The following is a 22,004-nucleotide window of genomic DNA, read 5'->3' on the forward strand; positions in this document are numbered from 1 at the left end:
GTCGCCGTGCGCTACACCCAGCGCCTCGCCGAGGCCGGCGCGGTCGCGTCGGTCGGCTCCACCGGCGACTCCTACGACAACGCCCTCGCCGAGGCCTTCAACTCCCTCTTCAAGGCCGAACTCGTGCGCAACCGCGGCCCCTGGAAGGGCATCGACGACCTCGAGATCGCCGTCGCCGAGTACGTCGACTGGTTCAACCACCGACGCCTACACGGCGAGATCGGCCTGATCCCACCGGCCGAGCACGAGGACCACTTCTACCGGCACAACCCCGTGGCGACTACCGTCGCCGCGTCAGTTCCGAGTCTCCACTGAACTCGGGGCGAGACACGCTTCAGCCAGGATGCCCTGGACTACGCCGAGAAGGTCAACGCCCGCGTAATCCTCATCGATGGCGCGACGCTGGCCGAGCTGCTGGTCAAGCACAACATCGGCGCACAGGACTCGGAGACGTTCGTGCTCAAACGAGTCGACGAGGACTTCTTCGACGAGTCCTGACTCTGACGGAGTCATGCGCGCCCTCAGTCGCGGCCGCGCAGGACGGCTCCCTGGTGGTGTCGCTCCCGTGGTCGACGGCCGTCCGGCGGCCCTGCCTGAAGCCGCCACCGGGCGACGGCGGAGGCTTCAGCAGGTACGCCTTGGAGTCGGCCAAGGCGGCCACGGCCTCAGCGACCCGCTGCCGGTCGACCTCGCCGTCGTCGTCCAGCAGCTCGACCAGCTCGACCTGTTGCCAGAGGTCGGCTGGGTCGTGGAGCTGCGCGGCCAGCCGCTCGACCTCGGCGGTCTACATCCGGGTGACCCGCCTCATCCGGGCGGAATCACTGCGGCTGTCGGTGGCTGGCTGTAGAGACAGCCGCGTGGACCAACACCGGTGCAGCCGGCTCGTGAGCGGAGGACGACGTGACCAGTGTCTGACCCACTAGTGCCTCTTATCGCCGACGTAGCCGCCTTGACTGCCCGTCTGGATTCTCTGATCGACAACACCTGTGGGCCGTCAGCATGTTGGCGTTGGAGGGGAGGGAGCTACTCGAGGGGCTACCCAGTCCTGTGGGTGCGCCTCACGACAGGTTTCCGGCGTCAGCTGAAAGTGCACCGACTGGTGGCCGAGCTCGTCAACGGTGAGGTGGACGAGACCGTTGACCATATTTGTCACGACGCACAGACCTGCGGTGGCGGGGAAGGCTGTCCGCATCGTAGTTGTCTCAACCCGTTCCACCTGCGAGCCGAGTCCCTAGCAACCAACACATCACGGAACCGGGCGGGCATCCAGGGGGAGACCTGCCGGCGCGGGCACCCATTCGACGTCACGGAGTCCGGCCGGCGGTACTGCCGCACGTGCGCGGCCGAGGCCGCTCGACAGCGGCGCGCAGCCAACGCCATCCCGAGGCAGCCCGATCGCGAGTATCGACCGCGCGGGATGACCCGCGAGCAGCTTGTGAATTGGGGCTTGGCCGAGCAAGGCGGGGACGGCTGCTGGTACTGGCGTGGCCGGCCGGCCAGCCGAGCCGACGGGTACGTCACAGTGCGGGACGCAGGAACCAACAGAATGATCGACGTGCACCGCCTGGTCTACGAGACCATTCGCGGGCCCATTCCGACCGGGTACGTCATCGACCACAAGTGCCACGGCCCGGAGTGCACCGCGAAGCCGTGTCCGCACCGCGCCTGCTGTCACCCAGACCACCTGGCCGCGGTCCCGGCCAAGGAGAACAACGCGGCGCACCGCCGGCGGCCGCGCGGGAATACCTGCAAGCGGGGGCATGACCTGGCCGACGCCTACGTCGACAAGCGCGGGGCCCGACACTGTGGCATCTGCGCCAACGATCGCCAGCGAGAGTCTTCCGTGCGGTCGGAGGTCGACGGGCGTGCCCGGAAGGACGGCCAGTGCGCGAACGGACACCGGATCGCTGAGGTCGGCCTGACTGCAGCGGGTCGGTGCCGGGAGTGCCATCGGGAGGCTCAGCGGAGGTACAAGGCGAGGCAGCGAGCGAGGCACTGACGACCTAGTGGCCGGGGGCCAAGCCGATCGAGACCACGTGCCAGAGGTGACGGACTAGCTGCTGTCCCCTATCCCATGCTTCATCCTCACGCGTTGGCGTAGGCGTCCATCTCCTCGAGAAGCGCCTCAGCGACCTTCTTGTCCATGCGGTACTTCCGCGAGTTGTAGTCGGTGTCGTATGGCCCGGTGACACCCCCGCCGATGGCGTTGCGAGCGAACCCGATAGCCGACATGCGACCACCCATCGCCTTGCCGTCGAAGTCCTGGATGCCCGTGTGTGCACCCATGTGCTCGAAGACGTCGTCGAGGTCCACAGCCGGGGCGTGCTCCGCGATGTAGCGCATCGCCACCGCTGCGTCGGAGTCCGCGAGCCACTCGACGAGCTTGCGCAGGCGAGGGCGGGTCCACTTGCCGGGCAGGTAGTCGTCGTCCTCGCCACCGCCGGCGGCAGGTGCGTCGCCGTTGGACGAGTACGAGACGCCGTAGGCGGCCTGGACAGCGTGAATGACACTGTCGAACGAGTCGTGCTCAGTGTCGAAGCTGATCTTCATAAGGATTGAGCTCTCCTGATACTCATCTTTGGTGATCGCCTGCCGTTCACCAAGTGACCTGAACACTAGTCGTCATGTGGGACATATGTTAACAAGACACGAAAAGAGTCGAAGAGGTCCTAAGAAGAGGCTTTCCCTCGCAGCGTTGGAAGCGGCTCCAGGACTTTGCCGCATCGCCTACCACTGACGTGAGCCTTCCCCCCGACGTTCAGGAGGCGGTCGCGCGGCGGGCGGGCTTCCGCGACGAGGAGTGGTGCGCGCCTGCATCCCTTACCGGACCCGGCCCCACGGCGACGCGGTGCTGTTCGGCCGGCTCGCCGGAGAATGAGCGCCACTACGCGGGAAGTGGGAAAACCCTTCGAGCGGCGCAACCCAGCCTTCGGTGGTGCGGGGGTCGGGCAGAGCGCGCCCGCTGGTGCCTCGCGGCTGCCAGGTGTACTCGGGCACCGTCGTCGCCGACTCCATGACGTCTGACCAGCCCACGAGGGCTCGCGCCTTGCCCGACCAGGGCAATACCCGGTCACCGGGCTTCACCTCGCCGACGAGGTCGTACGACCACACGCCGGCGTTCAGCTTCGGGGCCTTGAGGTTGACACCGAGATCGTCCCGGAGCGTGATCTCCATCCAGTACCGCTGGGCCGGGTCTGCGGTCCACCAGGTGTTGAGCGCCACGGCAGGCAGCCTGCTATAGGAGCGGTACTCGCCGTGACCAGGACACGGAGCGACCGCCCCGAAGGCTGATTCCGTCGTACCTGACCGGTATCGATGCGGTCGTGGAGACGAAGCGGTGTGCGAACTGCAGGGTGGTGAAACCCGTCGACCAGTTCTACTGGGACAACACGCACCAGCGACATCTGGCCCGCTGCAAGCCCTGCTACAGGGAGCGGCAGAACCAGCTGCGGCGGCAACGCTGGGCGCAGATGACGCCGGAAGAACGGGCTGCCGCGAACGAGAAGCAGTATGCCGCGGACGCCCGGCGGCGCGAGGAGATGGGAGATGAGGCCTGGCGCGCCTACCGCCTGGCCCTCTTCGACGCCTACGTCGCGGAAAGCCGCCAGAACCTGTGGCAGTACCTGCGCGAGCACCCGTGCATGGACTGCGGCGAGACCGACATCGTCGTCCTCCAGTTCGACCACCGGGACCGCGAGTCCAAGGAGATGATCGTCAGCCGGATGATCGCCTCGGGACGGCGCTGGCCGGTCATCCTGCGCGAGATCGAGAAGTGCGACGTCGTGTGCGGAAACTGCCACGCCCGCCGCACGGCGACGCAAATGGGCTGGAGGAAGGCCCCCGTGCGGGAGGCAACGGCCGGTGCAGGATGACCTTGATCGGCGGACCGGCGGCCAGACGTCGGTGATCCGCACCGTTCTGTCAGACACGGCCGGTAGCAACTCGGCCGTGGAGGAGAAGCAGTGCCTGCACTGCCTCGAACGGAAGCCCGTAACCGAGTTCTACTGGGACGAGAAGAGACAGCGCTACAAGGCCTGGTGCAGGCCCTGCGAGAACGCAGTCAAGGGTGAACGCCGGAGGCAACGCAGCGCCCAGATAACGCCGGCCGAGCGGGCCGCGGAGAACCAGAAGCAGTACGCCCGGGACGCGCGGAAGAAGGAAGCGATAGGCGAGGACGCCTGGCGCTCCTATCGCACCGGATTGCACACGGCGTACGTGGAGCAGAACCGCGCGAACCTCTGGCAGTACCTCGAGGACCACCCGTGCGTCGACTGCGGTGAGACCGACATCGTCGTCCTCCAGTTCGACCACCGGGACCGCGAGTCCAAGGAGGTGAACGTGAGCCAGATGATCTACAGCTACAGCTGGCGGTCCATCCTCCGGGAGATCGACAAGTGCGACGTCGTGTGCGTCAACGACCACATGCGCCGGACGGCGAGGCAACTGAACTGGAAGAAGGCCTTGCTCGCCGAGGTCCCGATCACAAGCGTCGCCGACGTGGACGCCGTCTAGTACCGCGACTGGCAACGTTCGCCCTGAAGGCGGCTTCAGGGACAGGGACGGGGCTGGCGCTCGCTACCGCGCCCCCATCACGGCCGAGCAGCGTGCCCGCCTCGCGACGCTCCTGAGGGACGCCCGATGACCGCCGCGTGCCGGGCGGTGCCGGTCCTCACCACCACGCTCGACCTCCCGCTCGATATGCGGGAGCGCTGCTTCCTGATGGCGGCGGAGATCGCGCGGCACAACAACTGCGCGGTGGCTATTGGGTTCTTCCCGGGCTCATCACCGCCTTGAGTCGGACCCCGATGAGAGGATCGCGTTCGACTCGAAGGGGCTGAGACGATGGCCGATCCGGTGGCGTTGATGGTGGCAGACCTGCGGGAGAAGTACGCGGTGATGCCCGCGTCTCCACGGTTCTCGCGCCTGTACGACGACCCCGACTGGGGCCACATGTTCGCGGTTCTCCACAAGCGGCTGAACCAGCACTTCAGTGACATCAACGGCCGCGCCAAGTCCACCCACCACTACTGGGCGGATCCCAGCCGCGACCTACTCGCGCTTATCGACGAGATCGAGAACGACCTCCATACGCTGAAGAGGTGCGGCGTGGAGGTCGAATTCGACACTGGCTATCAGGACGCGCTGGATCGCTGCAGGCCCTGGCTTTCCCCCTCGGGGGGCAGCACGGTCCCCGAGGATTTCGAGCTCATTGAGCTCATCGACTACCAGCCAGTCTTCACCCTCTTGGCCGCGAGCGTGAAGCTGAAGAAGGGGCAGGAGCCGGTACCGCTCACGATGGTGGGCAGTGGTTCCTACGCCCACGTCTACTCCTACGTGGACCCTGACTACGACATCAAGTTCGCTGTCAAGAGGGCCAAGAAGGAGTTGGACGAGCGCGAGCTGGCGCGGTTCAAGCAGGAGTTCGACGTGATGAAGAAGCTGAGCTTTCCCTACGTGGTGCAGGTCTACAAATACAACGACGAGCGCAACGAGTTCCGGATGGAGTACTGCGACACCACGCTACGGGACTACATCAGCAAGAAAAACTCAACGCTCAAGTTCGGCACTCGGAAGCGCATTGCGCTCCAATTCCTTTATGGCATCAACTACCTGCACGTGAACCACTACCTGCACCGAGACATCAGCCTTCAGAACACCTTGCTGAAGGTCTACGGAGAGAGTGCCGTGCTGGTCAAGCTGTCGGACTTTGGCCTGGTGAAGGACCCGAGCAAAAGCTTCACCCACACTCGAACCGCCATGAAGGGAACTTACCGCGACCCACTGCTCGCGAGTTTCAAGGATTATGCGGTCGTCAACGAGATGTACTCGATCGCTTGGGTCCTCGCCTACATATTCACCGGCAAGGAGGGGCTTCCCCCCAGCGACGACGCCATCGGTCAAATCATCCATAAGTGCGCCAGTAATGACCTCAGCCAGCGCTACCAGACCGTGCTGGGGCTGATAGAAGACGTGGAACAGGTGGTCGAGTCACCCGCCAAGGCAACCGCTTAGAGCCGAGGGCACTTCCGCGCCGGATAGCCCCGGCCCCTGACAGATCAGCTTGGGCAGCGGGCGATGCGCCAACCGAGCGACGTGGCTGCTTACCACCCGGCTGTACTCAGGCCGGCAACCCCACACATGCTCAAGATGCCCGCAGCAGCGCCGGGCAAGGCCCCCTTAGTCGACCCAGGTAGCCGATCGGGGCGTCGCCGGGGTGTCCCTAAGTGGGCCGTTTAAGGCGCGAAGTGGCACCTTCGCGGCAACTCGGCCTGGCCGCATACGAGGATCAGCAATCTTTGCATGTGGCTGGCGCGCACGTCGGACCTCACCAGCCGCCAGACCGACGGCAACGCGGGCCAGGACACCCTGCTATGCGGCCGCACCCGGGACCGCGGACTGAATCCGCGAGCGTGGTGGCGCTCGGCACAGCGCTGGAATGATGGGCTGTGCCGCGCCTGAGTGCGGCTATCGCTGAATCACGGGCAGCCGTCCTGGTAGACCCGGGGCCCGGGGTGGCCAACTGCGTTCCGCAGTCGGTGTTGTACAGCGTTGCTTTCTGCGCCTGACTGGATGTCTCCGCCACGAGAATGGCTTCCACACTCGCACTCCCAGTGCCAGTGCATACATTGGCGACCGTCGTGCCAATAGCGCCCGTGTTCGTAAGTCGTCTTCATGCGCGTAATCACTCCACGCTTCGCCATGTGCCTGGGTGACCCTGACTTCCAGTGGCTCCGCATCGTGCCACACCCGGATGACCCGTATGCCTCGACCCGGTTCGCCGCATTCGAGCTCATTCCGGGACACGCCGCCACCGAGGCCGAGGTGCTCGTGCTCTCCGGTGCGGTGCCCGGGGTGACTGAGCAGCCGGGCCCATGGGTCGTGGGCCCGGCGTCGCGGTAGCGCGCGGGTGGTCAGGCCCGGCCAGCCGTCTGGCTAGCCTCACCCTGACCGCCAGAACGGGAGGCATCGGTGCAGGCAGACGAGACCGCCTACGGTCAGCTCACGGACGTACTCGGCCAGCTGAACGCCATCATCCAGCGGCTGCCCGCAGCCGAGGACTCGGTAGCGGCATACCAGCAGCGCGTCGATCGGTACCTCGCGCTAGGAGACCTGGCCGAGGCGCTCAGCTGGATGCATGAGTCGCTGCAGATGGCCTACATGGAGCTGGAGTCCGCGGCCGCCATCGTCGACCAGGATCGGCCCGTCGACAGCGCATATGGCACGGGACGTCCATGGGCCGGACCGCAGCCGCCCCGCTACCTGCTGGGCTTAGCCGACCGGGCTGCCGACGGCACTGCCCGGGCCACGACGTCTTACCGGGCGCGACTGAGCGACACCCGGCTGACCGAGTCGATGGACCCGGCGTGCCCCAAGATCATGGACGGCCGCCCGTGCTCTGGGACACGGGTCAATCGCGCCGATGGGTCCCGCGCCGCCGCGTGCTGGCCTCATCTGACGGCGGAGCAGAAGAGCGAGATCAACGCGGAGCGCAAGAAGGCCATCGCGGCCAACGCCTGCGCGGAGTGCGGAGTGGCCGCCGGTGAGAAGTGCATCCAGGACGGCCGGACCACGACCGTCCACCAGCGACGCCTACGCGCCCTCCACCAACCAGGTTCCTGACGTCCTCCGCCTGGCCATGGTGTAGCGGCCACGGCCTCGCGGATCACGGACAAGCCGCTCGTGCTCGGCAGACATGCGGCGGCTTTCCGCGCCATACCAAGCGCCCAGCTCGGCCCCCAGGGCTTCGCGGACCCAGGCCGGAGCCCTCCCGAGGTGCGCCGCCTCGTCGAACGTCAGGGTCGAGGGGTGCGGCCATCGGCCGGGGTCGGGGTCGAGCCCGAGCGGCCGGTCGGCACCGTTGAGCGGGCGAGGCGTGGCCTCGCGGTAGGCGACGGTGAGCGGGTGCTGCGTGTGGTCACCGAAGCGGATCGCGGTCATGATCTTTCGTTCTCCTTCTCGGTCGCCCTCGCCGCGTTCGACGGGGGGTCTTGGGGGTGTGAGCCAGGACGGCCACACGGCCGGCCGGGCGGAGCGACGGCGGGGTGAGCATCAGCTCGCGCCCTCGCCGGTGGGCAGCGACCGCAGGACCGCGCGGGGGTCGGCCGGCCGGCCGGCACCAGGGACCGCCTGCCCATCCCCCCGCTCAAGCTCGATCGCGGCCTGGCGCGCGGCGCGCTGGTGTCCCTTGGCCTGGGCCTCATCGGCCCGTGTGATCTCCCACTGGAGACGGCGGCGGTCCATCGGGGAGAGGCCGTACCGCTGCCCCTGGAGCCGGATCTCCTGGGCTGCCTCGCGGCGCTCCCTCGCGTCGCTGGTCGACCAGAAGTCGTTAACGATCATGGCGAGCGCGAACAGGCCGTGCCGGTCGCTGTCGTCGTACTCGGGGGCCATCGGCGAGGCCCAAACGTCGCACCACCACGCCGTCGTCAGCGGGTGCCACCCGCCGGTTCCGGGCGCGCGGCGCGGCAGCGCTGGCACCCGAACCTCGCCAGGCTCGGGCGCGTGCAGCACCGCCGCCGTCGCCTTCGGCTTCGCCCAGCGGTGCCGGGCCGCAGAGCCGTACGGCTTCGGCGGAGGTCCCATTCCCGGCATCTCAGCGCTCCTCGAGCATCAAGATCACCGAGTTCCTGAGACCTGTGCAGATGAAAATGCGCAGTGCGTACCGATGTCCGCTCGGGACCGGGGGAGGGGTGGCCCCCCTGGGTCCTCCGGCCGCCTGCGTGGCGGCTGCGACGTCGCGAGCCGCAACCGGGCAGAGCGGGTCACCGCAGGCCCGAGCCATTGAGGACGACCTCGCGGAAGGCGTCGGTGATCTGGCGCTGTCGACCGGGCACCCCGCCGACGCGGGCGAGAGTCAGCGTGCGGGCCAGGTCGGTCATCTGGGCGAGCATCAGTGCCAGGTCGTGGACGTGCGGGCCTGGCGTCAGATAGGCGCGCATCTCCTGATCGCCCTCGCAGGCGGCGTCCAGCAGGGCGATGGCCTGAAGCATCGAGGTCTGCCGCTCCTGGGCGGTGATCCCGTTGTCGTGGTTCCTGACGATGGGCTCCCAGACGTTGCGGATCGGCTGCTGGGGACCACCACGGCGACGGCGACGGTTGCTCACCGGTTCACCGCCGCGATCAGGTGAGGAACATTCCTCAGCCGCGCAGGCCTGGCCTGACGAGCCGGCTCGTTGTTCTCGTTCATGATCTTGATCTCCTCGGTGTGTTGCAGGCATTGCAGGCAAGCTCTGTTAGTTCTCTAGGAAGGCCTTCACGAAGGAGTTACAGAAGCTGCCGGCAATGGCAGCAACACCTCGCTGACCTTGCGGTTCACATCTCGTCCGCCTCGGGCAGGGCCTGTTGGTTGGGGGTCTCGGCAGCGGTGTGGTCGTCGTCCTCGTGCTCGTCGTCCCGGCGGAAGCGGACGTTGCGGACGACGTTCTGCTGACCGACCGGCCATCCCATGCGGGCCTTCTTCGCGGGCCGATCGAGGTCGTCGTAGGTCTTGGACCTGGCCGCCGTGACCTTCGCGGCCTGCGCGGTCGGGTGCTCCAGCAAGCGGGGCTTGAAGGTCTTCGCCGACCACGCGTTGATCCCCTGGGCCTCCATCCACGAGGTGAACTCGTCGTAGAGGTCGGTGGAGAGCACGCAGCTCTCCGCCCCGAGCACGAGCCGGTCGTCGATGAAGCTCAAGATCAGGTCGGTCTCGGCACGCCACGCGCGGGTGTCCTCTCGCACCCGACGCGGGATCGGCGGCATCGCCCGGCCGCCGGCGTACCAGCGGCGGGAACCGTCGACCAGCCAGGCCAGCACTGCCTCCAGCAGGTCCGGGTCGCCCGTCTCCATACGGGCGCGCAGCCCGGTGTCCCCGCGCCGGTCGTCGATGCCTTCCAGGGGCTCACCCTCGGGCCGGTAGCGCAACGGGAAGGTGAGCTTGGCCAGCCGTCGCCATGCACCGTGGTCGGTGTCGCCGACGATGGGCTGGCTGTTCGTGGTGATGAACAAGGCATGCGTCGGCTGCCAGGTCACCGGGTCGCAGCGCATTCGGCGGGCCTGCATCAGCGGCGTCCCGACGATCTTCTTGATCTTGTTCATGTCGAGCTTCCTGCCGCCGGGGACCTCCTCGGTCAGGCCCAGCCGCGCGCCGAACAGCTCCATCCGCTCAGTGGAGTGGCTGCTGGAGTCGTCCAGCAGCACCTTGTCGTCCACCGTGGCGGCGTACTCGCCTAGGGCTTTCATCACACCGCCCATGAGGGTGGACTTGCCGTTGGCCCCGCCCCCCTGGAACAAGACGAGCAGGTCGTCGGGCGGCACGTAGCCTGTGGCCGCCTGGCCCAGACGGACCTGGGTCCAGGAGAGGACCTCCGTGTCGGGCAGGCACTCCAGCACCCGCGCCAGACCGGGGTCGGCCAGGGCGTCGGGCCGGTAGGCGATCGGCGTGATCTTCCGCATGAGCAGCGCCGGGTCGTGCGGAGCCAGGTCGCCGGTGGCCAGGTTCACCACGCCGTTGGCAGCGTTCAGCAGGTCCGGGTGGGCGTCGAAATCGTCGGCCTCCACCAGCACCTTGCCCGATGCCAGCGACGTGACGGCGTCCAGCCACGGCTTGGCCAGCAGCCGGTTCAGGCTGGCCAGGTAGGCCTGGTCGGCCTTGCTGACCCCGGCCCAGCCGCCGCCGGCGTCGGCGAGGACCCGCGTGTGCTCGGCGTCGATGAACCGGCGGTAGTGCTCCGCGATCTCGTCGCGGACGACCTCCACCGGGCAGCCGCGCCACCGGCGGCCATCCCAGCGCAGCCAGCCCAGACCCTTGGTGAACTTGTAGCGCCCGGCCAGCAGGTCGCGGGCGAGCACGGCGGCCTGGTCGGCGTGGGTGAACTCGCCACGGCGGCGCTCGGTGAGATCGTCCTCGGGGGCGGCCTCCACGGAGGGGGCGGTCTCTCCGGTGGGGGTCTCCTTCCCGTAGACCTCGTCCCAGTAGTCCTGCTCCGTCGCCGAGGGTGCGTTCACGAGCCCACCCCGGCGGCCCGCTCAGCGAGGGCCTGCACCGCGAGCAGCTCCCGCTCCACCAGCTCGGGCAGCGCGTCGATCGGCACCAGCTCTGCGGCCTGGGCGATCCGCTCCCCGGCCTCGCGAGCGCGACGACGGGTCGCCTCCTTCAGCACTGCGGCGGCGTAGAACCGGGCCGACACGGGCACGGCGGCGCTGGCGTACAGGTCGTGCAGCAACTGCGCCACTGCCTGCACCCGCGTCCCGTTGGCCCGGCCGTCGTCGCGCAGCAAGGCCAGCACGGCAGTCGGCTCGGGGTCGATGCGCAGGTGCGTAAGGGCGGCGACGGCGGCCAGCAGCTCGGCGAGGGCCGGGCTGGCCAGGTCATCCGGCCGGACCAGCCCGGCGACCTTGAGTGCGCTGGCGGCGTCCAGCCTGAGCAGGCAGGAGAGCAACGCCCGCTCGAGATCGGGGATCTCGGCCGGGCCATCACCGGCGCGAGCCGGACGTGAGGAAACTTCCTCACCTGCGCCAGTAGCGTGAGCGGTGACTTCCCTGGTCCGGGGGTCGATCGAAGCCGACGAGGGCGCGTGCTCGGACGCCGCGCTCTCGTCGCGCGCCTGGGCCATGATCACGCGCCCTCAGCCTTTCGGCGGGCCATGCGGCGGCGCAGGTTGAGGCGGGCCATCTCGGCCTTGAGGGCACTCTCGGCGCGCTTGGCCCGCTCGGCCGGGTCGAGCTTGCCGTCAGGGTCGACCTGGCGGTCCCAACGGCGCTCTGCGGCCTCCCGCGCGGCAGCGGTGGCGGCGGTGCGGTCGGTCTCCTTGGCCCAACGGGCGTGCGCGGCCACTTGGGCGCGCAGACGTGCGGTTTGGGGGTCGATGGGCATGCGGGGGCAGCTCCCTGTGGGGTAACTGCCTGTGCCGCTACGTCTCGCCGCGCGTCCGAATCTGGCTTCGTAGTCCCTCAGGCCGAACGCTAAGACTCTAAGCCCGCCCGCCACGGGGCCGATCCCTCAGGGACCCCGCGCAGTCACGGCAACGGCCCACGTTGGGAGTCGGACTCTTCGCCCCCAGAGGAACCGCTGCAAGCACAGACTACTGCGTCAGAGCGTCGTCCGAGGCGGGCGAAACAGACGTCAGTGCTTTCCTCAGCCGCGACTCGGCTTCCCTCACGGGTAGGAGGAGTGCTCCTTACCTACCCGAGCTTGTCGGTCCAGCGGTTGCGCCGGTACGCGGCGATGGCCCGCTCATCGGCGGTGCTGGCGGCGTAGCGGCCGACCATCTGCCGCGAGCGCCACCCGGCCATCCGCATGAGGTCGGTCTCCTGGGTGCCTTCGGCGAGCTGGTTGTGCGCGAAGGTGTGCCGGAACTTGTGGGGGTGGACGTTTTTCACCCCGGCGTCGAGCGCCCGGCGCTCCAGGAGTTGGCGGATGCCGGAGTCGGTGAGCTTGCCCTTCTTGCCCAGCCACAGAGCGGTGCTGACCTTGGCCATGGGGTGGGCGGCTCGCACCCGCAGGTACCGTCGCAGCGCATCGGAGGTCTTGGGGCCGTAGGCCACGTGTCGCTTCCGGCGGCCCTTGCCCATGACGTCGTGCAGGAGCTGCTGCCCCTGGTCGACCTGTTCGGCGGCGAGGTCGCACACCTCAGAGGCACGCATGCCGGTCTCGATGAACATCCAGAGGATCGCGGCGTCGCGCCGGTTCTCATAGGTGTTGCCCTTGGTGGTGGCCAGCAGCCGTCTCAGTTCGTCGTGGGTGAGGACGTCGACCGGCTGCTCCGGCACCCTCGGCGGACGCATCCGCTCCATGGGGGAGTGGTCGATCTCGCCGTCGTCCACCAGCCACTTGAACATCTGCTGGAGCGAGCGGTAGTGCTTGGCCACGGTGGCGGCAGACAGCCGCTCGCCCATGGCTGCCAGGAACGCCTCCACGTGCTCCCTGGCGATCCCCGTCGTGGTGGTGGGCATCCCGGCCTCGGTCAGGTGGGCCAGGAGGTTCTTGGCGCAGATGAGGTAGCTGTCGACCGTGGACGGGGCGATGTTGCGCGCGCGCAGGTGGGTGCGCCAGTCGTCCAAGAGGGCCGACAGCTCGATGCCGTCGAGTACCACCGGCTGCTTGGTGGTGCGGGCCATGCGGGGCTCCTTCGGGTGGCTGGCGGGCCGGTCGGTCGCCGACCCACACCATCCTCAGAAGCGTACAGTCCCCGGGTCTTATTCCTGTGTGCTTCACTCCTCAAGGCATATCCGCAGGTGGTGGGGCGGGTGGGGCTCGAACCCACGACCCAGGGATTATGAGTCCCATGCTCTGACCGGCTGAGCTACCGCCCCCGACGAGGACAGCCTGCCAGACGTCGTCCGGCCCCCGGAGGGGACGGACCGGAGCGGCCCCGCGTGGTTCCGCAGCAGGTCTGCTGTGACCTGACGTGCATCTCGTTACCCCGCTGTGACATCCGGCCGTTCCCGCTGTAGTTTCATCCGCGGTCCCGACGAGCTCCGTCCCTCGCACCCGAGGGCATCGGAGGGGCCCCGCCGAACCGCGTCGGTCAGCTGGCCGCGTGGACCGGGGAACCACCCCAGTACTGGGGTGAATCACGCCCGCGCGTTTTTCGGGGACGCGGGCGAGTAGGGCACTTCCGGCCCGAACCCGTCAGCTAACTCGGTAGGCGGTCGCGAAGAACAGGAGACGCGTCGCCTTGGCGACCCTGCACCACGCCGTCACGCCCACGTCCGCACCGCCGCCCCCCCGGCGCCGTCCCCGTCAGCGCATCCGACGAGCCACCCTCGTCGCCGGCGCCCTCACCGCCGCACTCCTGGGCACGTCCGTCGCCCACGCCGCGCCGAGCGCCCGCACCGCGCAGGCGCAGACCGCCCACGACGAGGCGGCCGCCCAGGTCGCCGCCATCGCCGCGCGGGTCACCGAGGCGGAGGAGACCCTGCAGCGGATGAGCATCGAGGCCGAGGCCGCCAGTGGCGAGGCCCTCGCCGCGCAGGCCGCCCTCGCCGCCGCCCAGCAGGAGGCCAACGCCACCGCCACCCAGCTCGCCATTGCCCGCGCGGACGTCGAGCAGACGCAGGACGAGGTCTCGGCCATCGGCCGCGAGGCCTACATGGGCGCCGACGACCGCTTCGGCGACGTGCAGATCCTGCTCGACGCCGAGAGCCCGACCGAGGTGCTCCAGCAGGCCGCCACTCTCGAGCACCTCGGCGTCGAGCGCACCGAACTGCTGGAGCAGATGCGGACGGTCGAGGCACGCGAGGCCCGCGCCGACCGCGCCGCCCGCGCCGCCGTGGCCGAGCGGGACGAGCTCGCGCGGGTGGCCGAGGAGGCCGCGGCCGCTGCCGACGCGCAGCTCGCCGCGGCTCAGGGCACCTTCGACGCCGTGACCGCCGAGAAGGCCGCTCTCGACGCCCAGCTGCGCGAGGCCGAGATCCGGCTGCTCACGGTGCAGGGCACCCCCGATCCGGAGGTCGTGCACTCGGCCCGCCAGACGGCGGCGGCCTCGGCCAACATGCTCAGCTCCGCGGGAGGCGCCGTCGCGCCCACCAGTGGCCGGGTCACCTCCTGCTACGGCTCGCGGTGGGGCACCCTGCACGCCGGCATCGACATCGCGGCGCCGATCGGTACGCCGGTCTACACGCCGGAGGACGGCATCGTGCTGCAGGCCGGCCCGGCCAGCGGCTTCGGCCTGGCCGTGGCCGTGCAGCACGGCGACGGGGCGATCACCCTCTACGGGCACGTGAACCAGATGTTCGTGTCCGCCGGGCAGGTGGTCCAGGCCGGGCACCAGATCGCCGAGGTCGGCAACCGTGGCCAGTCGACGGGGCCGCACCTGCACTTCGAGGTGCACACCGGGGGGCTCTACGCCAACCGCGGCAACCCCGTGCCGTGGCTGAGCTCCCGCGGCATCTCCCTCGGCGGGGGCTGCTGACCCCGAGCCGTCCCCTGGACGACGATGAGCCGGTGAGGACGGCGGCGGGCAGCACCTGGGCACGCGCCGCCGTCCTCGGGCTCTTCCTGACCGTGGGCGTGGTCCTCGCCCTGACCGTCGACCTTCCCTCCGTACCGACCGTGCGGGCGTGGCTCGACGAGGCCGGGGGAGCGACCTGGGTCGCGCTGGCCCTGGGCGTCGCGCTCGTACTGCTCCTGCCGGTTCCGCGGACGGCGGTGTCGGTGCTGGCCGGCGTGGTCGCCGGCTTCGGCCCGGGTGCGGCCGTCGCGCTGGCCGGAGGGCTGCTCGCCGGCGTGGTGTCCTTCGGCCTGGCCCGGTCCCTCGGTCGGGCGGCGGTGACCCGGCTGGCCGGGCCCCGGCTGGCCACCGTGGACGGGTTCGTGGCCGAGCGCGGCTTCTGGGCAGTACTGGCCGGCCGGTTGCTGCCCGTCGTCCCCTTCGTCCTGCTCAGCTATGCGGCGGGCCTGACGGCCCTTCGGCTGGGACCGTACGCGCTGGCCACCGCGATCGGGCTCGTCCCCGGCACCGTCGTCCAGGTGGGCGTCGGGGCGTCTGTGGGCGTGCTCGCGGCGCACGCCGTCACCGTCACCGTCGCGCCGGCCGTGATTGCCGCCCTGGTGCTCGTCGTCCTCGGGGCCTTCGCCTGGCGACGCCGCCGGCCGGTGCGCGAACCGGTCTAGCCCTTCCGGAACAGCCTGCCCAGCAGGCCCCCCGCGCCACCGACCGTCCGAGCGGCGAGCTGGAGTATCGGCCCGCCCGGGATGCCCGGCACCGCCTGGACGATCGGGGCCAGCTGCAGCAGGCCCCCGACGTCGTGCACCTTGAGCCTGCGCCGGGCGACCGCGGGCACCGGGTTGATCCGGCCCGACGCCGCCTCCAGCAGCAGGTCGGCGCCCCCCTCCACCGCCGGCCCGTCGATCCGGCCGGGCGCGGCCTGGGTGACGGTCCACCCGCCGCCCGCCGAGACCAGGGTCCAGCCTCCCTCCGGTGTCGCGAGGGTGACCTCGCCGTCGATGCCCATCGACGCGGCCAGCGCGCCGGTGACGTCGGTGAGCGCGGCCAGCCCGGACTGCAGGACGTCGGGCGGTGGGGGAGCCGCCCCGCAGGAGACCAGGTCGAGCCCGTGGACGGCGAGCTCGTAGGCCTGCCCGAGGACGACGCTCAGCAGCGGGATGCGCCCGACGACGGACACCGTGAGGGAGGTGTCGAGCTCCACCGGCTCGTCGGCCAGGTAGCGGGCAGTGGCGTCGCGATTGCGCCGCAGCGCGTCGAGCACCTCGCTCCTGGACGCGTCGCGGTGGGCTCGGGTGACCCGCGCGTTGGTCGCGTCGACGTCCGGGGGAGCGCCCGTGCCGCCGGCGCGCGCCGAGGCGACGAGGTCGGCCATCGCGGTGTGGTCGCTCCAGCAGCCGAGGTGGACGCAGATCTCCTGGGCCCGCCAGCCGTCCAGCCGGGACGGGCGGGAGAGGTCGACCGCCTCGGCCCGTTCGATGAACGCGTCCCACGCGCTCAGCACCCGGCCGGCGACCTCGTCGCGTCCGGCGTCCGCCATGCCTCGGTCCCGTCCCACGGAGCCTCTCTACCCGCAGCGCCGCCGGGCAGGCATCGGGACGCGCGCCCCGGGGATGGCACGCGTCACGTCGCCCGGCAACCGGACTCATCCCGACGGGTGAGGGCGGTGTCAAGGAGACCGCCCACGGGGACGATCGCACTCCCGTGACCGATCGACTCCCCGGGGACCGCCGGGCCGGCAGGACGTCCGACGTCCCGCGGCCCGGTCGTGTCCGCCGGTGGGTCGCCACGGTCCGCGCCGGGCTCTACCGGCCGCTGGCCGAGGACGACACGCGCGCCGCCTACTGGGTGCGGCACGTGCGGATCGGCGTCCTGCTCAGCGAGGTCGCCGCGGTGGTCGTGATCGGCTACGTGCTGCTCACCGACAGCCCCGGCCGCCACCATCCGGTGCTCCTCGCACTGGCCGGCGCGGTGCTGCTCGGCGTCCCCGGCCTCCTGCTGCTCCCGTTGCCGGCGATGATGCGCGACTCGCGGGGGCCCACGCTCTTCTACGCCTGGAGTCTCGCCACCACCGTCGTCGTCGTCATCGGCACGCGCGTGGACGGCGGCGCCTCCAGTCCGCTGGACGCGTTGCTGTTCCTGACCCTGACCTTCATGGCCGTCGCGTACTCGCCCTACGGGGTCGTGGCCATGGGCAGCGTCATGACCCTCAGCTATCTCCTCTTCGTCGAGCTGCCCGGCGGGCTGACCACGTCAGGCATGTTCTTCCTGGCGATCATGGGGGCCTTCACCCTGGTCTGCGCCCTGGCCTCGGCGAACTCCTGGGCCGCCTACGACCGCCAGCTCGTGCTCATCCGCACCCAGGAGATGCTCGCCGCGACCGATCCGCTGACCGGGATCCCGAACCGGCGGGCCTTCGTGGACCGGGTCACCAAGGCCGTGCGCGACGCCGCGTGGGGCCACCAGAGCGTCGTCTGCCTGGTGGACCTGGACGGTTTCAAGGCCGTCAACGACGCCGGCGGGCACGCGGCCGGTGATGCCATGCTGACCGCCGTGGGCATCGCCCTGGGGGGTGCGGTCCGGGAGACCGACACCGTGGCCCGGCTCGGGGGCGACGAGTTCGCCGTCCTGGCCGACACCTCGGTCACCGCCTCCGGCGAGGTGCTGGCCGAACGGCTCCGCGCCGCCGTGGCGCAGGTCGGCCGCCCGGCGGGGGTGACCGCCAGCGTGGGCGTCGCCGAGGTCGAGCCCGGGGACGACGTGGAGGACCTGATGCACCGTGCCGACGCCGCCATGTACCGCGCGAAGACCGCCGGCGGGAACCGCGTCACGGCGCTGTCCCCCTGAGGTCGGACCCGGTCACCGGCGCGGCGGATCGGCTCGTCGCCGGACCGCTCGGCTACCGTGCGTGACGAACAGTGCGATACAGCTCACCGCCTCCGCGCGACCCACCAGGTCGGTGCCGAACGGCGTGGGCGTGCCGCTCCGGAACGCGCCACATCCGGTGGACGAGCGTCCCGCACTCGTGGTATTGGCACTTGACCAGCACGAAAGCATTGCGCCGGTGACCATCCGTCACAATCGCCCCAACTGCCTCAGCCGGGCTGGCGCGATGGGTGCCTCATCGTGCAGACTGTTCCCGGAAGCCCTGTTCCGCCACTGCCGAATACAGCGCGTCACCGAATCGATGGGTCCGTAGGGGAAGACGAGACCAATCGAGTCGATGGAGGTGCCTCGTGCAGCGACGGTCTACCCAGGGTGTCGTCTTCGTGCACGCGTGCCCGAAGGCGCTCTGCCAGCACGTCGAGTGGGCGCTGGAACGCGTCGTCGGCGCGCCGGTCTCCCTGTCGTGGGCTGAGCAGCCCGCGGCGCACGGTTCCTACCGTGCGGAGGTCGCCTGGACCGGTTCGCCCGGTACGGGTGCCCGCCTGGTGGCCGCGCTGCGCGCGTGGCCGATGCTGCGCTTCGAGGTCACCGAGGAAGCCAGCTACGGCAACGACGGCGAGCGCATGTCCTACGTGCCCGGGCACGGTGTCTTCCGGGCACCGACCAGCGCCAACGGCGACATCATGATCAGCGAGCAGCAGCTGCGGCACCTGGCGGCGACCGCGTCCTCGGCCGAGGCCTTCCGCCACGGCGTGGACGAGCTGCTCGGCGCCGCCTGGGACTCCGACCTCGAGGTCTACCGCCACGCCGGCGACGGCAGCCCGGCGACCTGGCTGCACCAGGTCGTCTGAGGGTCACGGTTGCACTACGACACTCCGGGCCGACTCCCCGGATCGTCGTAACCTGGGACCAGGTCGTCCGGGCGCCGTCGGGGAAGCGGCGTCCGGGCGACCTTCCCTCCGTCGTCGTCGATGATCAGGGTCCCTGATCATCGGGCGTCCTCCCTCACCGTGCACCGTGAGGGAGGACGCGCCACGATCAGGGACCCTGATCGTGGCTGCGGGGTCAGAGGGGGATGTTGCCGTGGGCCCCGCGGCCGGGCGGGGCCGCGGCGAGCGCGGCGATCAGCCGGCGCTTGGTCTGGGTCGGCTCCACGACCTCGTCGACCACGCCGATCTGCAGCGCGCGGTTGACCCCGCCGGCGATCCGCTCGTGCTCCTCGGCCAGCTGCGCGTGCAGCGCCTCGCGTTCGCCGGGTGGGACGGCGGCCAGCTTCTTGCGGTGCAGGATCCCGACCGCGGCCTTGGCTCCCATCACGGCGACCTCGGCACCCGGCCACGCGAAGACCGCCGTCGCCCCGAGCGACCGGGCGTTCATGGCGATGTAGGCGCCGCCGAAGGACTTCCGGGTCACCAGGGTCACCCGCGGCACGACGGCCTCGGCGAAGGCGTGCAGCAGCTTGGCCCCACGGCGCACGACGCCGTCCCACTCCTGGCCGACGCCGGGCAGGTAGCCGGGGACGTCGACCAGTACGACCAGCGGCACCCCGAAGGCGTCGCACATCCGCACGAACCGGGCCGCCTTCTCCGCGGACGCCGAGTCCAGGCAGCCGCCCAGCCGGATCGGGTTGTTGGCGATGACGCCGACGGTCCGGCCGGCCAGCCGGCCCAGGGTGGTGACGACGTTGGGCGCGAACCGCGGGTGCAGCTCGAGCCCCGGCGCGTCGAGCAGGTTCGCGATCAGCGGCTTCACGTCGTAGGCGCGCTGCTTCTGCTCGGGCAGGAGCGCGGCCAGGTCGACGTCGGGCGCGCTGTCCGGCGGCGCGAACGTGCCCTGGGCGGCCAGCAGGTCGACGGCCATGCGGCCCGTCTCCAGGGCGGCGGCCTCGGAATCGGTGACCACGTGGACGACGCCGCTGCGCCGCCCGTGGGTGTCCGGCCCGCCCAGCTTCTCCTGGTCGACCTCCTCACCGGTGACCGATCGGACGACGTCCGGCCCGGTGACGAACACCCGGCCGGCCGGGCCCATGATCACCAGGTCGGTGAGCGCCGGCCCGTAGGCGGCGCCACCGGCGGCCGCCCCCAGCACGATCGAGATCTGCGGGACACGTCCCGAGGCGCGGACCATCGCCGCGAACACCTCGCCCACCGCGTGCAGGGCGGTCACGCCCTCGGCGAGCCGGGCGCCGCCGGAGTGCCAGATCCCGACCGACGGCACGCGCTCGCGCAGGGCGGTGTCGATCGCGTCGACGATGTGCCGGCAGCCGTCGAGGCCCATCGCGCCGCCCATGACGGTGGCGTCGGTGCAGAACGCGACCACCGGGCTCCCGCTCACCGTGCCGCGTGCGGCCAGCACGCCGGACGTGTCGCGGGCGGCGAGCAGCTCCATGGAACCGTCGTCGAAGAACCGCTGCAGGCGGTCCTCGGGGTCGCGCGGGTCGGGCGTGGGCAGGGGCGGGGCGGCGTGGACGGTGGTCACGTGTCCTCCGGGTCGGGGAGCCTCGCTGCAGGGTCCCGCTGCGAGCGTGCGAGGGGCGGGCGGGGAGGCCCGGTCGCTAGGCCGTCGTGAAGACCAGCGCGATGTTGTGGCCGCCGAAGCCGAAGGAGTCGTTGACGGCGGCGGTGAGGGTCGCGCGCCGTGGCTCGGTGCGGACGATGTCGAGTGCCTGGACCGACGCGTCGTCGTCGGGGTCCTCGAGGTTGGCGGTGGCCGGGACGATCTGCTCGCGGAGCGCGAGGATCGTGAAGACCGATTCGAGCGCACCCGCAGCGCCGAGCAGGTGGCCGGTCTGGCTCTTCGTGGCGCTGACCAGCACGTGGTCGCCCAGCGAGGAGCGGATCGCCGCGGCCTCGGCCGTGTCGCCGACCGGCGTCGAGGTGGCGTGGGCGTTGACGTGCCCGATGTCGGCGGGGGAGAGCCCGGCGTCGCGGAGCGCGGCCGAGATCGCCCGGGAGGCGCCCTCGCCCTCCGGGTGCGGGGCGACCAGGTCGTAGCCGTCCGCGGTCCCCCCGGCGCCGGCCAGGCGGGCGTGGACGCGCGCGCCGCGTGCCTTGGCGGCATCGGCCTTCTCCAGCACGATGCAGGCCGCACCCTCGCCGAGCACGAAGCCGTCGCGTGCCTTGTCGAACGGCCGGGAGGCCCGCTCCGGCTCGTCGTTGCGGGTGGACATCGCCCGCATCGCGGCGAAGCCGGCCATCGGCAGGGGATGCACGCACGCCTCGGTGCCGCCGACCAGGACCACGTCGGCCCGGTCGAAGCGGAGCAGGTCCAGCCCCCAGCGGATCGCCTCGGCACCCGACGCGCAGGCGCTCACCGGCGCGTGGACGCCGCCCTTCGCGCCGATCGCCAGACCGACGGCGGCCGCCGGGCCGTTGGGCATGAGCATCGGGATGGTGAAGGGGGAGACCCGCTTGGGCCCCTTCGCCTCCAGGACGTCGTCCTGGCCGAGCAGGGTGAGCGCGCCGCCGATGCCGGTGCCGATGACGACGGCGACCCGCTCGGCGGGAACGCCGGCGTCGGCGGCCCCGGAGTCGCGCCAGGCCTCCTCGGCGGCGATCACGGCCACCTGCTGGCTGCGGTCGAGCCGGCGGGCGCGGACGCGGTCGATCTGGTCGGCCGGGTCGGTGGCCAGACGGGCGACGAGCTGGGCGGGGTAGTCCTTGATCCAGTCGTCGGTGATCCGGCTGACCCCCGACCGCCCGGCGAGCAGCGCGTCCCAGGTGCTGGCGACGTCGCCGCCCAGGGGCGTGGTGGCACCGAGTCCGGTGACGACGACGTCGGTCACGGGCGTGCTCATGACGATTCCTCCTGGAATGGTGGCCGGGCGGCCGGGGTGAGCCCCCCCTGCCCGTCCCGCTGTCAACGGTGGGGGGCAGGGGGGTCCTGCTGTCAGCCCTGGTTCTTCTCGATGTAGCTGATCGCGTCGCCGACGGTCTTGATGTTCCCGAGCTCGTCATCGGGGATGGCGACGCCGAACTTGTCCTCGACGGCGGTGGCGATCTCGACCATCGACAGCGAGTCCACGTCGAGGTCGTCGGTGAAGGACTTCTCGGGGGTCGCGTCGGCGGGGGTCACGCCGGCGACCTCCTCGAGGATCTCGGCCAACCCGGTCTGGATCTCCTGGGTGCTGCTCACGCGGCGGGTCCTCTCTTCTCTCGGATGGGGCGGTGGGATGCCGCCGTCGTCCGGGAC

General features: G+C 70.5%; 25 protein-coding genes, 1 tRNA gene and 1 riboswitch. Of the genes, 12 read left to right on the forward strand and 14 right to left on the reverse strand.

The features are described from left to right. The 3 genes from BM142_RS12345 to BM142_RS25670 form a co-directional block, all read left to right on the forward strand. On the forward strand, window positions 1–315 hold a 315-nt coding region (locus tag BM142_RS12345), incomplete at its 5' end, for an integrase core domain-containing protein (RefSeq protein ID WP_139228871.1). Between the two features lie 250 nt (window positions 316–565). Continuing rightward, on the forward strand, window positions 566–847 hold the full coding sequence (locus BM142_RS12350) for a hypothetical protein (protein ID WP_092198886.1): 282 nt from the start codon (window positions 566–568) through the stop codon (window positions 845–847). 699 nt (window positions 848–1,546) lie between these two features. Continuing rightward, on the forward strand, window positions 1,547–1,999 hold the full coding sequence (locus BM142_RS25670) for an HNH endonuclease (protein ID WP_417852092.1): 453 nt from the start codon (window positions 1,547–1,549) through the stop codon (window positions 1,997–1,999). An 86-nt stretch (window positions 2,000–2,085) separates the two neighbouring features. Here the strand turns inward: BM142_RS25670 and BM142_RS12360 are convergent, their stop codons facing one another. Together BM142_RS12360 and BM142_RS24210 are read right to left on the reverse strand one after the other, a co-directional pair. Beyond that, entirely contained in the window at window positions 2,086–2,550 is a 465-nt protein-coding gene (locus BM142_RS12360) for a hypothetical protein (protein ID WP_139228873.1), read from the reverse strand. Window positions 2,551–2,820: 270 nt separating this feature from the next. Continuing rightward, complete coding sequence (locus tag BM142_RS24210) at window positions 2,821–3,222, reverse strand: hypothetical protein (protein WP_139228874.1); 402 nt, start codon at window positions 3,220–3,222, stop codon at window positions 2,821–2,823. Window positions 3,223–3,323: 101 nt separating this feature from the next. Here BM142_RS24210 and BM142_RS12370 point away from each other — a divergent pair, with 101 nt between their 5' ends. The 5 genes from BM142_RS12370 (at window position 3,324) to BM142_RS12390 (ending at window position 7,620) form a co-directional block, all read left to right on the forward strand. After that, entirely contained in the window at window positions 3,324–3,872 is a 549-nt protein-coding gene (locus BM142_RS12370) for a hypothetical protein (protein WP_139228875.1), read from the forward strand. A 76-nt stretch (window positions 3,873–3,948) separates the two neighbouring features. Continuing rightward, a complete protein-coding gene (locus BM142_RS12375; protein WP_139228876.1) occupies window positions 3,949–4,512 on the forward strand; it encodes a hypothetical protein in 564 nt (187 codons plus the stop codon). 126 nt (window positions 4,513–4,638) lie between these two features. Continuing rightward, on the forward strand, window positions 4,639–4,794 hold the full coding sequence (locus BM142_RS24560) for a hypothetical protein (protein WP_175527257.1): 156 nt from the start codon (window positions 4,639–4,641) through the stop codon (window positions 4,792–4,794). Window positions 4,795–4,842: 48 nt separating this feature from the next. Then, window positions 4,843–6,012, forward strand: coding sequence for a protein kinase family protein (locus BM142_RS12380; protein WP_092198906.1), 1,170 nt, complete (start codon window positions 4,843–4,845; stop codon window positions 6,010–6,012). Between the two features lie 957 nt (window positions 6,013–6,969). Next, window positions 6,970–7,620, forward strand: a complete 651-nt coding sequence (locus BM142_RS12390; RefSeq protein ID WP_092198912.1) for a hypothetical protein — start codon at window positions 6,970–6,972, stop codon at window positions 7,618–7,620. On the opposite strand, the gene BM142_RS12395 is transcribed toward BM142_RS12390, so the two are convergent. The 8 genes from BM142_RS12395 to BM142_RS12430 all read right to left on the reverse strand — a co-directional run bounded on the left by BM142_RS12395 (window position 7,591) and on the right by BM142_RS12430 (window position 13,293). Next, on the reverse strand, window positions 7,591–7,938 hold the full coding sequence (locus BM142_RS12395) for a hypothetical protein (RefSeq protein ID WP_092198914.1): 348 nt from the start codon (window positions 7,936–7,938) through the stop codon (window positions 7,591–7,593). The two genes, BM142_RS12390 and BM142_RS12395, sit on opposite strands and share 30 nt — an antisense overlap. A 111-nt stretch (window positions 7,939–8,049) precedes the next feature. Then, window positions 8,050–8,592, reverse strand: a complete 543-nt coding sequence (locus BM142_RS24215; RefSeq protein ID WP_470278818.1) for a phage terminase small subunit — start codon at window positions 8,590–8,592, stop codon at window positions 8,050–8,052. A gap of 170 nt (window positions 8,593–8,762) precedes the next feature. Further along, window positions 8,763–9,104 carry a hypothetical protein gene (locus tag BM142_RS12405; RefSeq protein WP_092198920.1) on the reverse strand — a complete coding sequence of 114 codons (342 nt, stop codon included), beginning with the start codon at window positions 9,102–9,104 and terminating at the stop codon, window positions 8,763–8,765. Between the two features lie 208 nt (window positions 9,105–9,312). Further along, window positions 9,313–10,986 (reverse strand): DNA primase family protein, encoded by a 1,674-nt coding sequence (locus tag BM142_RS12410; RefSeq protein ID WP_092198923.1) that lies wholly within the window; start codon window positions 10,984–10,986, stop codon window positions 9,313–9,315. After that, window positions 10,983–11,420, reverse strand: coding sequence for a hypothetical protein (locus BM142_RS12415; protein WP_092198926.1), 438 nt, complete (start codon window positions 11,418–11,420; stop codon window positions 10,983–10,985). The genes BM142_RS12410 and BM142_RS12415 overlap by 4 nt, the downstream gene beginning before the upstream one ends. A 176-nt stretch (window positions 11,421–11,596) precedes the next feature. Further along, window positions 11,597–11,854, reverse strand: a complete 258-nt coding sequence (locus tag BM142_RS12420) for a hypothetical protein (RefSeq protein WP_092198929.1) — start codon at window positions 11,852–11,854, stop codon at window positions 11,597–11,599. Between the two features lie 308 nt (window positions 11,855–12,162). After that, entirely contained in the window at window positions 12,163–13,098 is a 936-nt protein-coding gene (locus BM142_RS12425) for a tyrosine-type recombinase/integrase (RefSeq protein WP_092198933.1), read from the reverse strand. A gap of 118 nt (window positions 13,099–13,216) precedes the next feature. Continuing rightward, a tRNA-Ile gene (locus tag BM142_RS12430) sits at window positions 13,217–13,293 on the reverse strand. 189 nt (window positions 13,294–13,482) lie between these two features. After that, a riboswitch (cyclic di-AMP (ydaO/yuaA leader) is annotated at window positions 13,483–13,646 on the forward strand. Window positions 13,647–13,658: 12 nt separating this feature from the next. Here BM142_RS12430 and BM142_RS12435 point away from each other — a divergent pair. Both BM142_RS12435 and BM142_RS12440 read left to right on the forward strand, forming a co-directional pair. After that, complete coding sequence (locus BM142_RS12435) at window positions 13,659–14,894, forward strand: M23 family metallopeptidase (protein ID WP_254790848.1); 1,236 nt, start codon at window positions 13,659–13,661, stop codon at window positions 14,892–14,894. Between the two features lie 32 nt (window positions 14,895–14,926). Continuing rightward, a complete protein-coding gene (locus BM142_RS12440; RefSeq protein WP_175527258.1) occupies window positions 14,927–15,595 on the forward strand; it encodes a TVP38/TMEM64 family protein in 669 nt (222 codons plus the stop codon). On the opposite strand, the gene BM142_RS12445 is transcribed toward BM142_RS12440, so the two are convergent. Beyond that, the gene (locus BM142_RS12445) at window positions 15,592–16,467 is read right to left on the reverse strand and encodes a maleylpyruvate isomerase N-terminal domain-containing protein (protein ID WP_092198937.1); all 876 of its coding nucleotides are present in this window, start codon (window positions 16,465–16,467) and stop codon (window positions 15,592–15,594) included. The genes BM142_RS12440 and BM142_RS12445 overlap by 4 nt on opposite strands. 164 nt (window positions 16,468–16,631) lie before the next feature. Here BM142_RS12445 and BM142_RS12450 point away from each other — a divergent pair, with 164 nt between their 5' ends. Together BM142_RS12450 and BM142_RS12455 are read left to right on the forward strand one after the other, a co-directional pair. Further along, window positions 16,632–17,774, forward strand: coding sequence for a GGDEF domain-containing protein (locus tag BM142_RS12450; RefSeq protein WP_092198940.1), 1,143 nt, complete (start codon window positions 16,632–16,634; stop codon window positions 17,772–17,774). A gap of 389 nt (window positions 17,775–18,163) precedes the next feature. Next, window positions 18,164–18,664: a DUF3145 domain-containing protein gene (locus BM142_RS12455; RefSeq protein WP_092198943.1), complete on the forward strand. Its 501-nt coding sequence runs from the start codon at window positions 18,164–18,166 to the stop codon at window positions 18,662–18,664. A 214-nt stretch (window positions 18,665–18,878) separates the two neighbouring features. Here BM142_RS12455 and BM142_RS12460 read toward each other — a convergent pair whose 3' ends face one another. From BM142_RS12460 to BM142_RS12470, 3 genes are all read right to left on the reverse strand, one after another. Continuing rightward, the gene (locus BM142_RS12460) at window positions 18,879–20,291 is read right to left on the reverse strand and encodes an acyl-CoA carboxylase subunit beta (protein ID WP_254790850.1); all 1,413 of its coding nucleotides are present in this window, start codon (window positions 20,289–20,291) and stop codon (window positions 18,879–18,881) included. Window positions 20,292–20,367: 76 nt separating this feature from the next. Continuing rightward, complete coding sequence (locus tag BM142_RS12465) at window positions 20,368–21,609, reverse strand: beta-ketoacyl-[acyl-carrier-protein] synthase family protein (protein WP_092198946.1); 1,242 nt, start codon at window positions 21,607–21,609, stop codon at window positions 20,368–20,370. 92 nt (window positions 21,610–21,701) lie between these two features. Next, window positions 21,702–21,947: an acyl carrier protein gene (locus BM142_RS12470; RefSeq protein WP_092198949.1), complete on the reverse strand. Its 246-nt coding sequence runs from the start codon at window positions 21,945–21,947 to the stop codon at window positions 21,702–21,704. Window positions 21,948–22,004 lie beyond the last annotated feature (57 nt).

The sequence above is a fragment of the Blastococcus tunisiensis genome (genome assembly GCF_900112815.1).
Classification (GTDB): Bacteria; Actinomycetota; Actinomycetes; order Mycobacteriales; family Geodermatophilaceae; genus Blastococcus_B; species Blastococcus_B tunisiensis.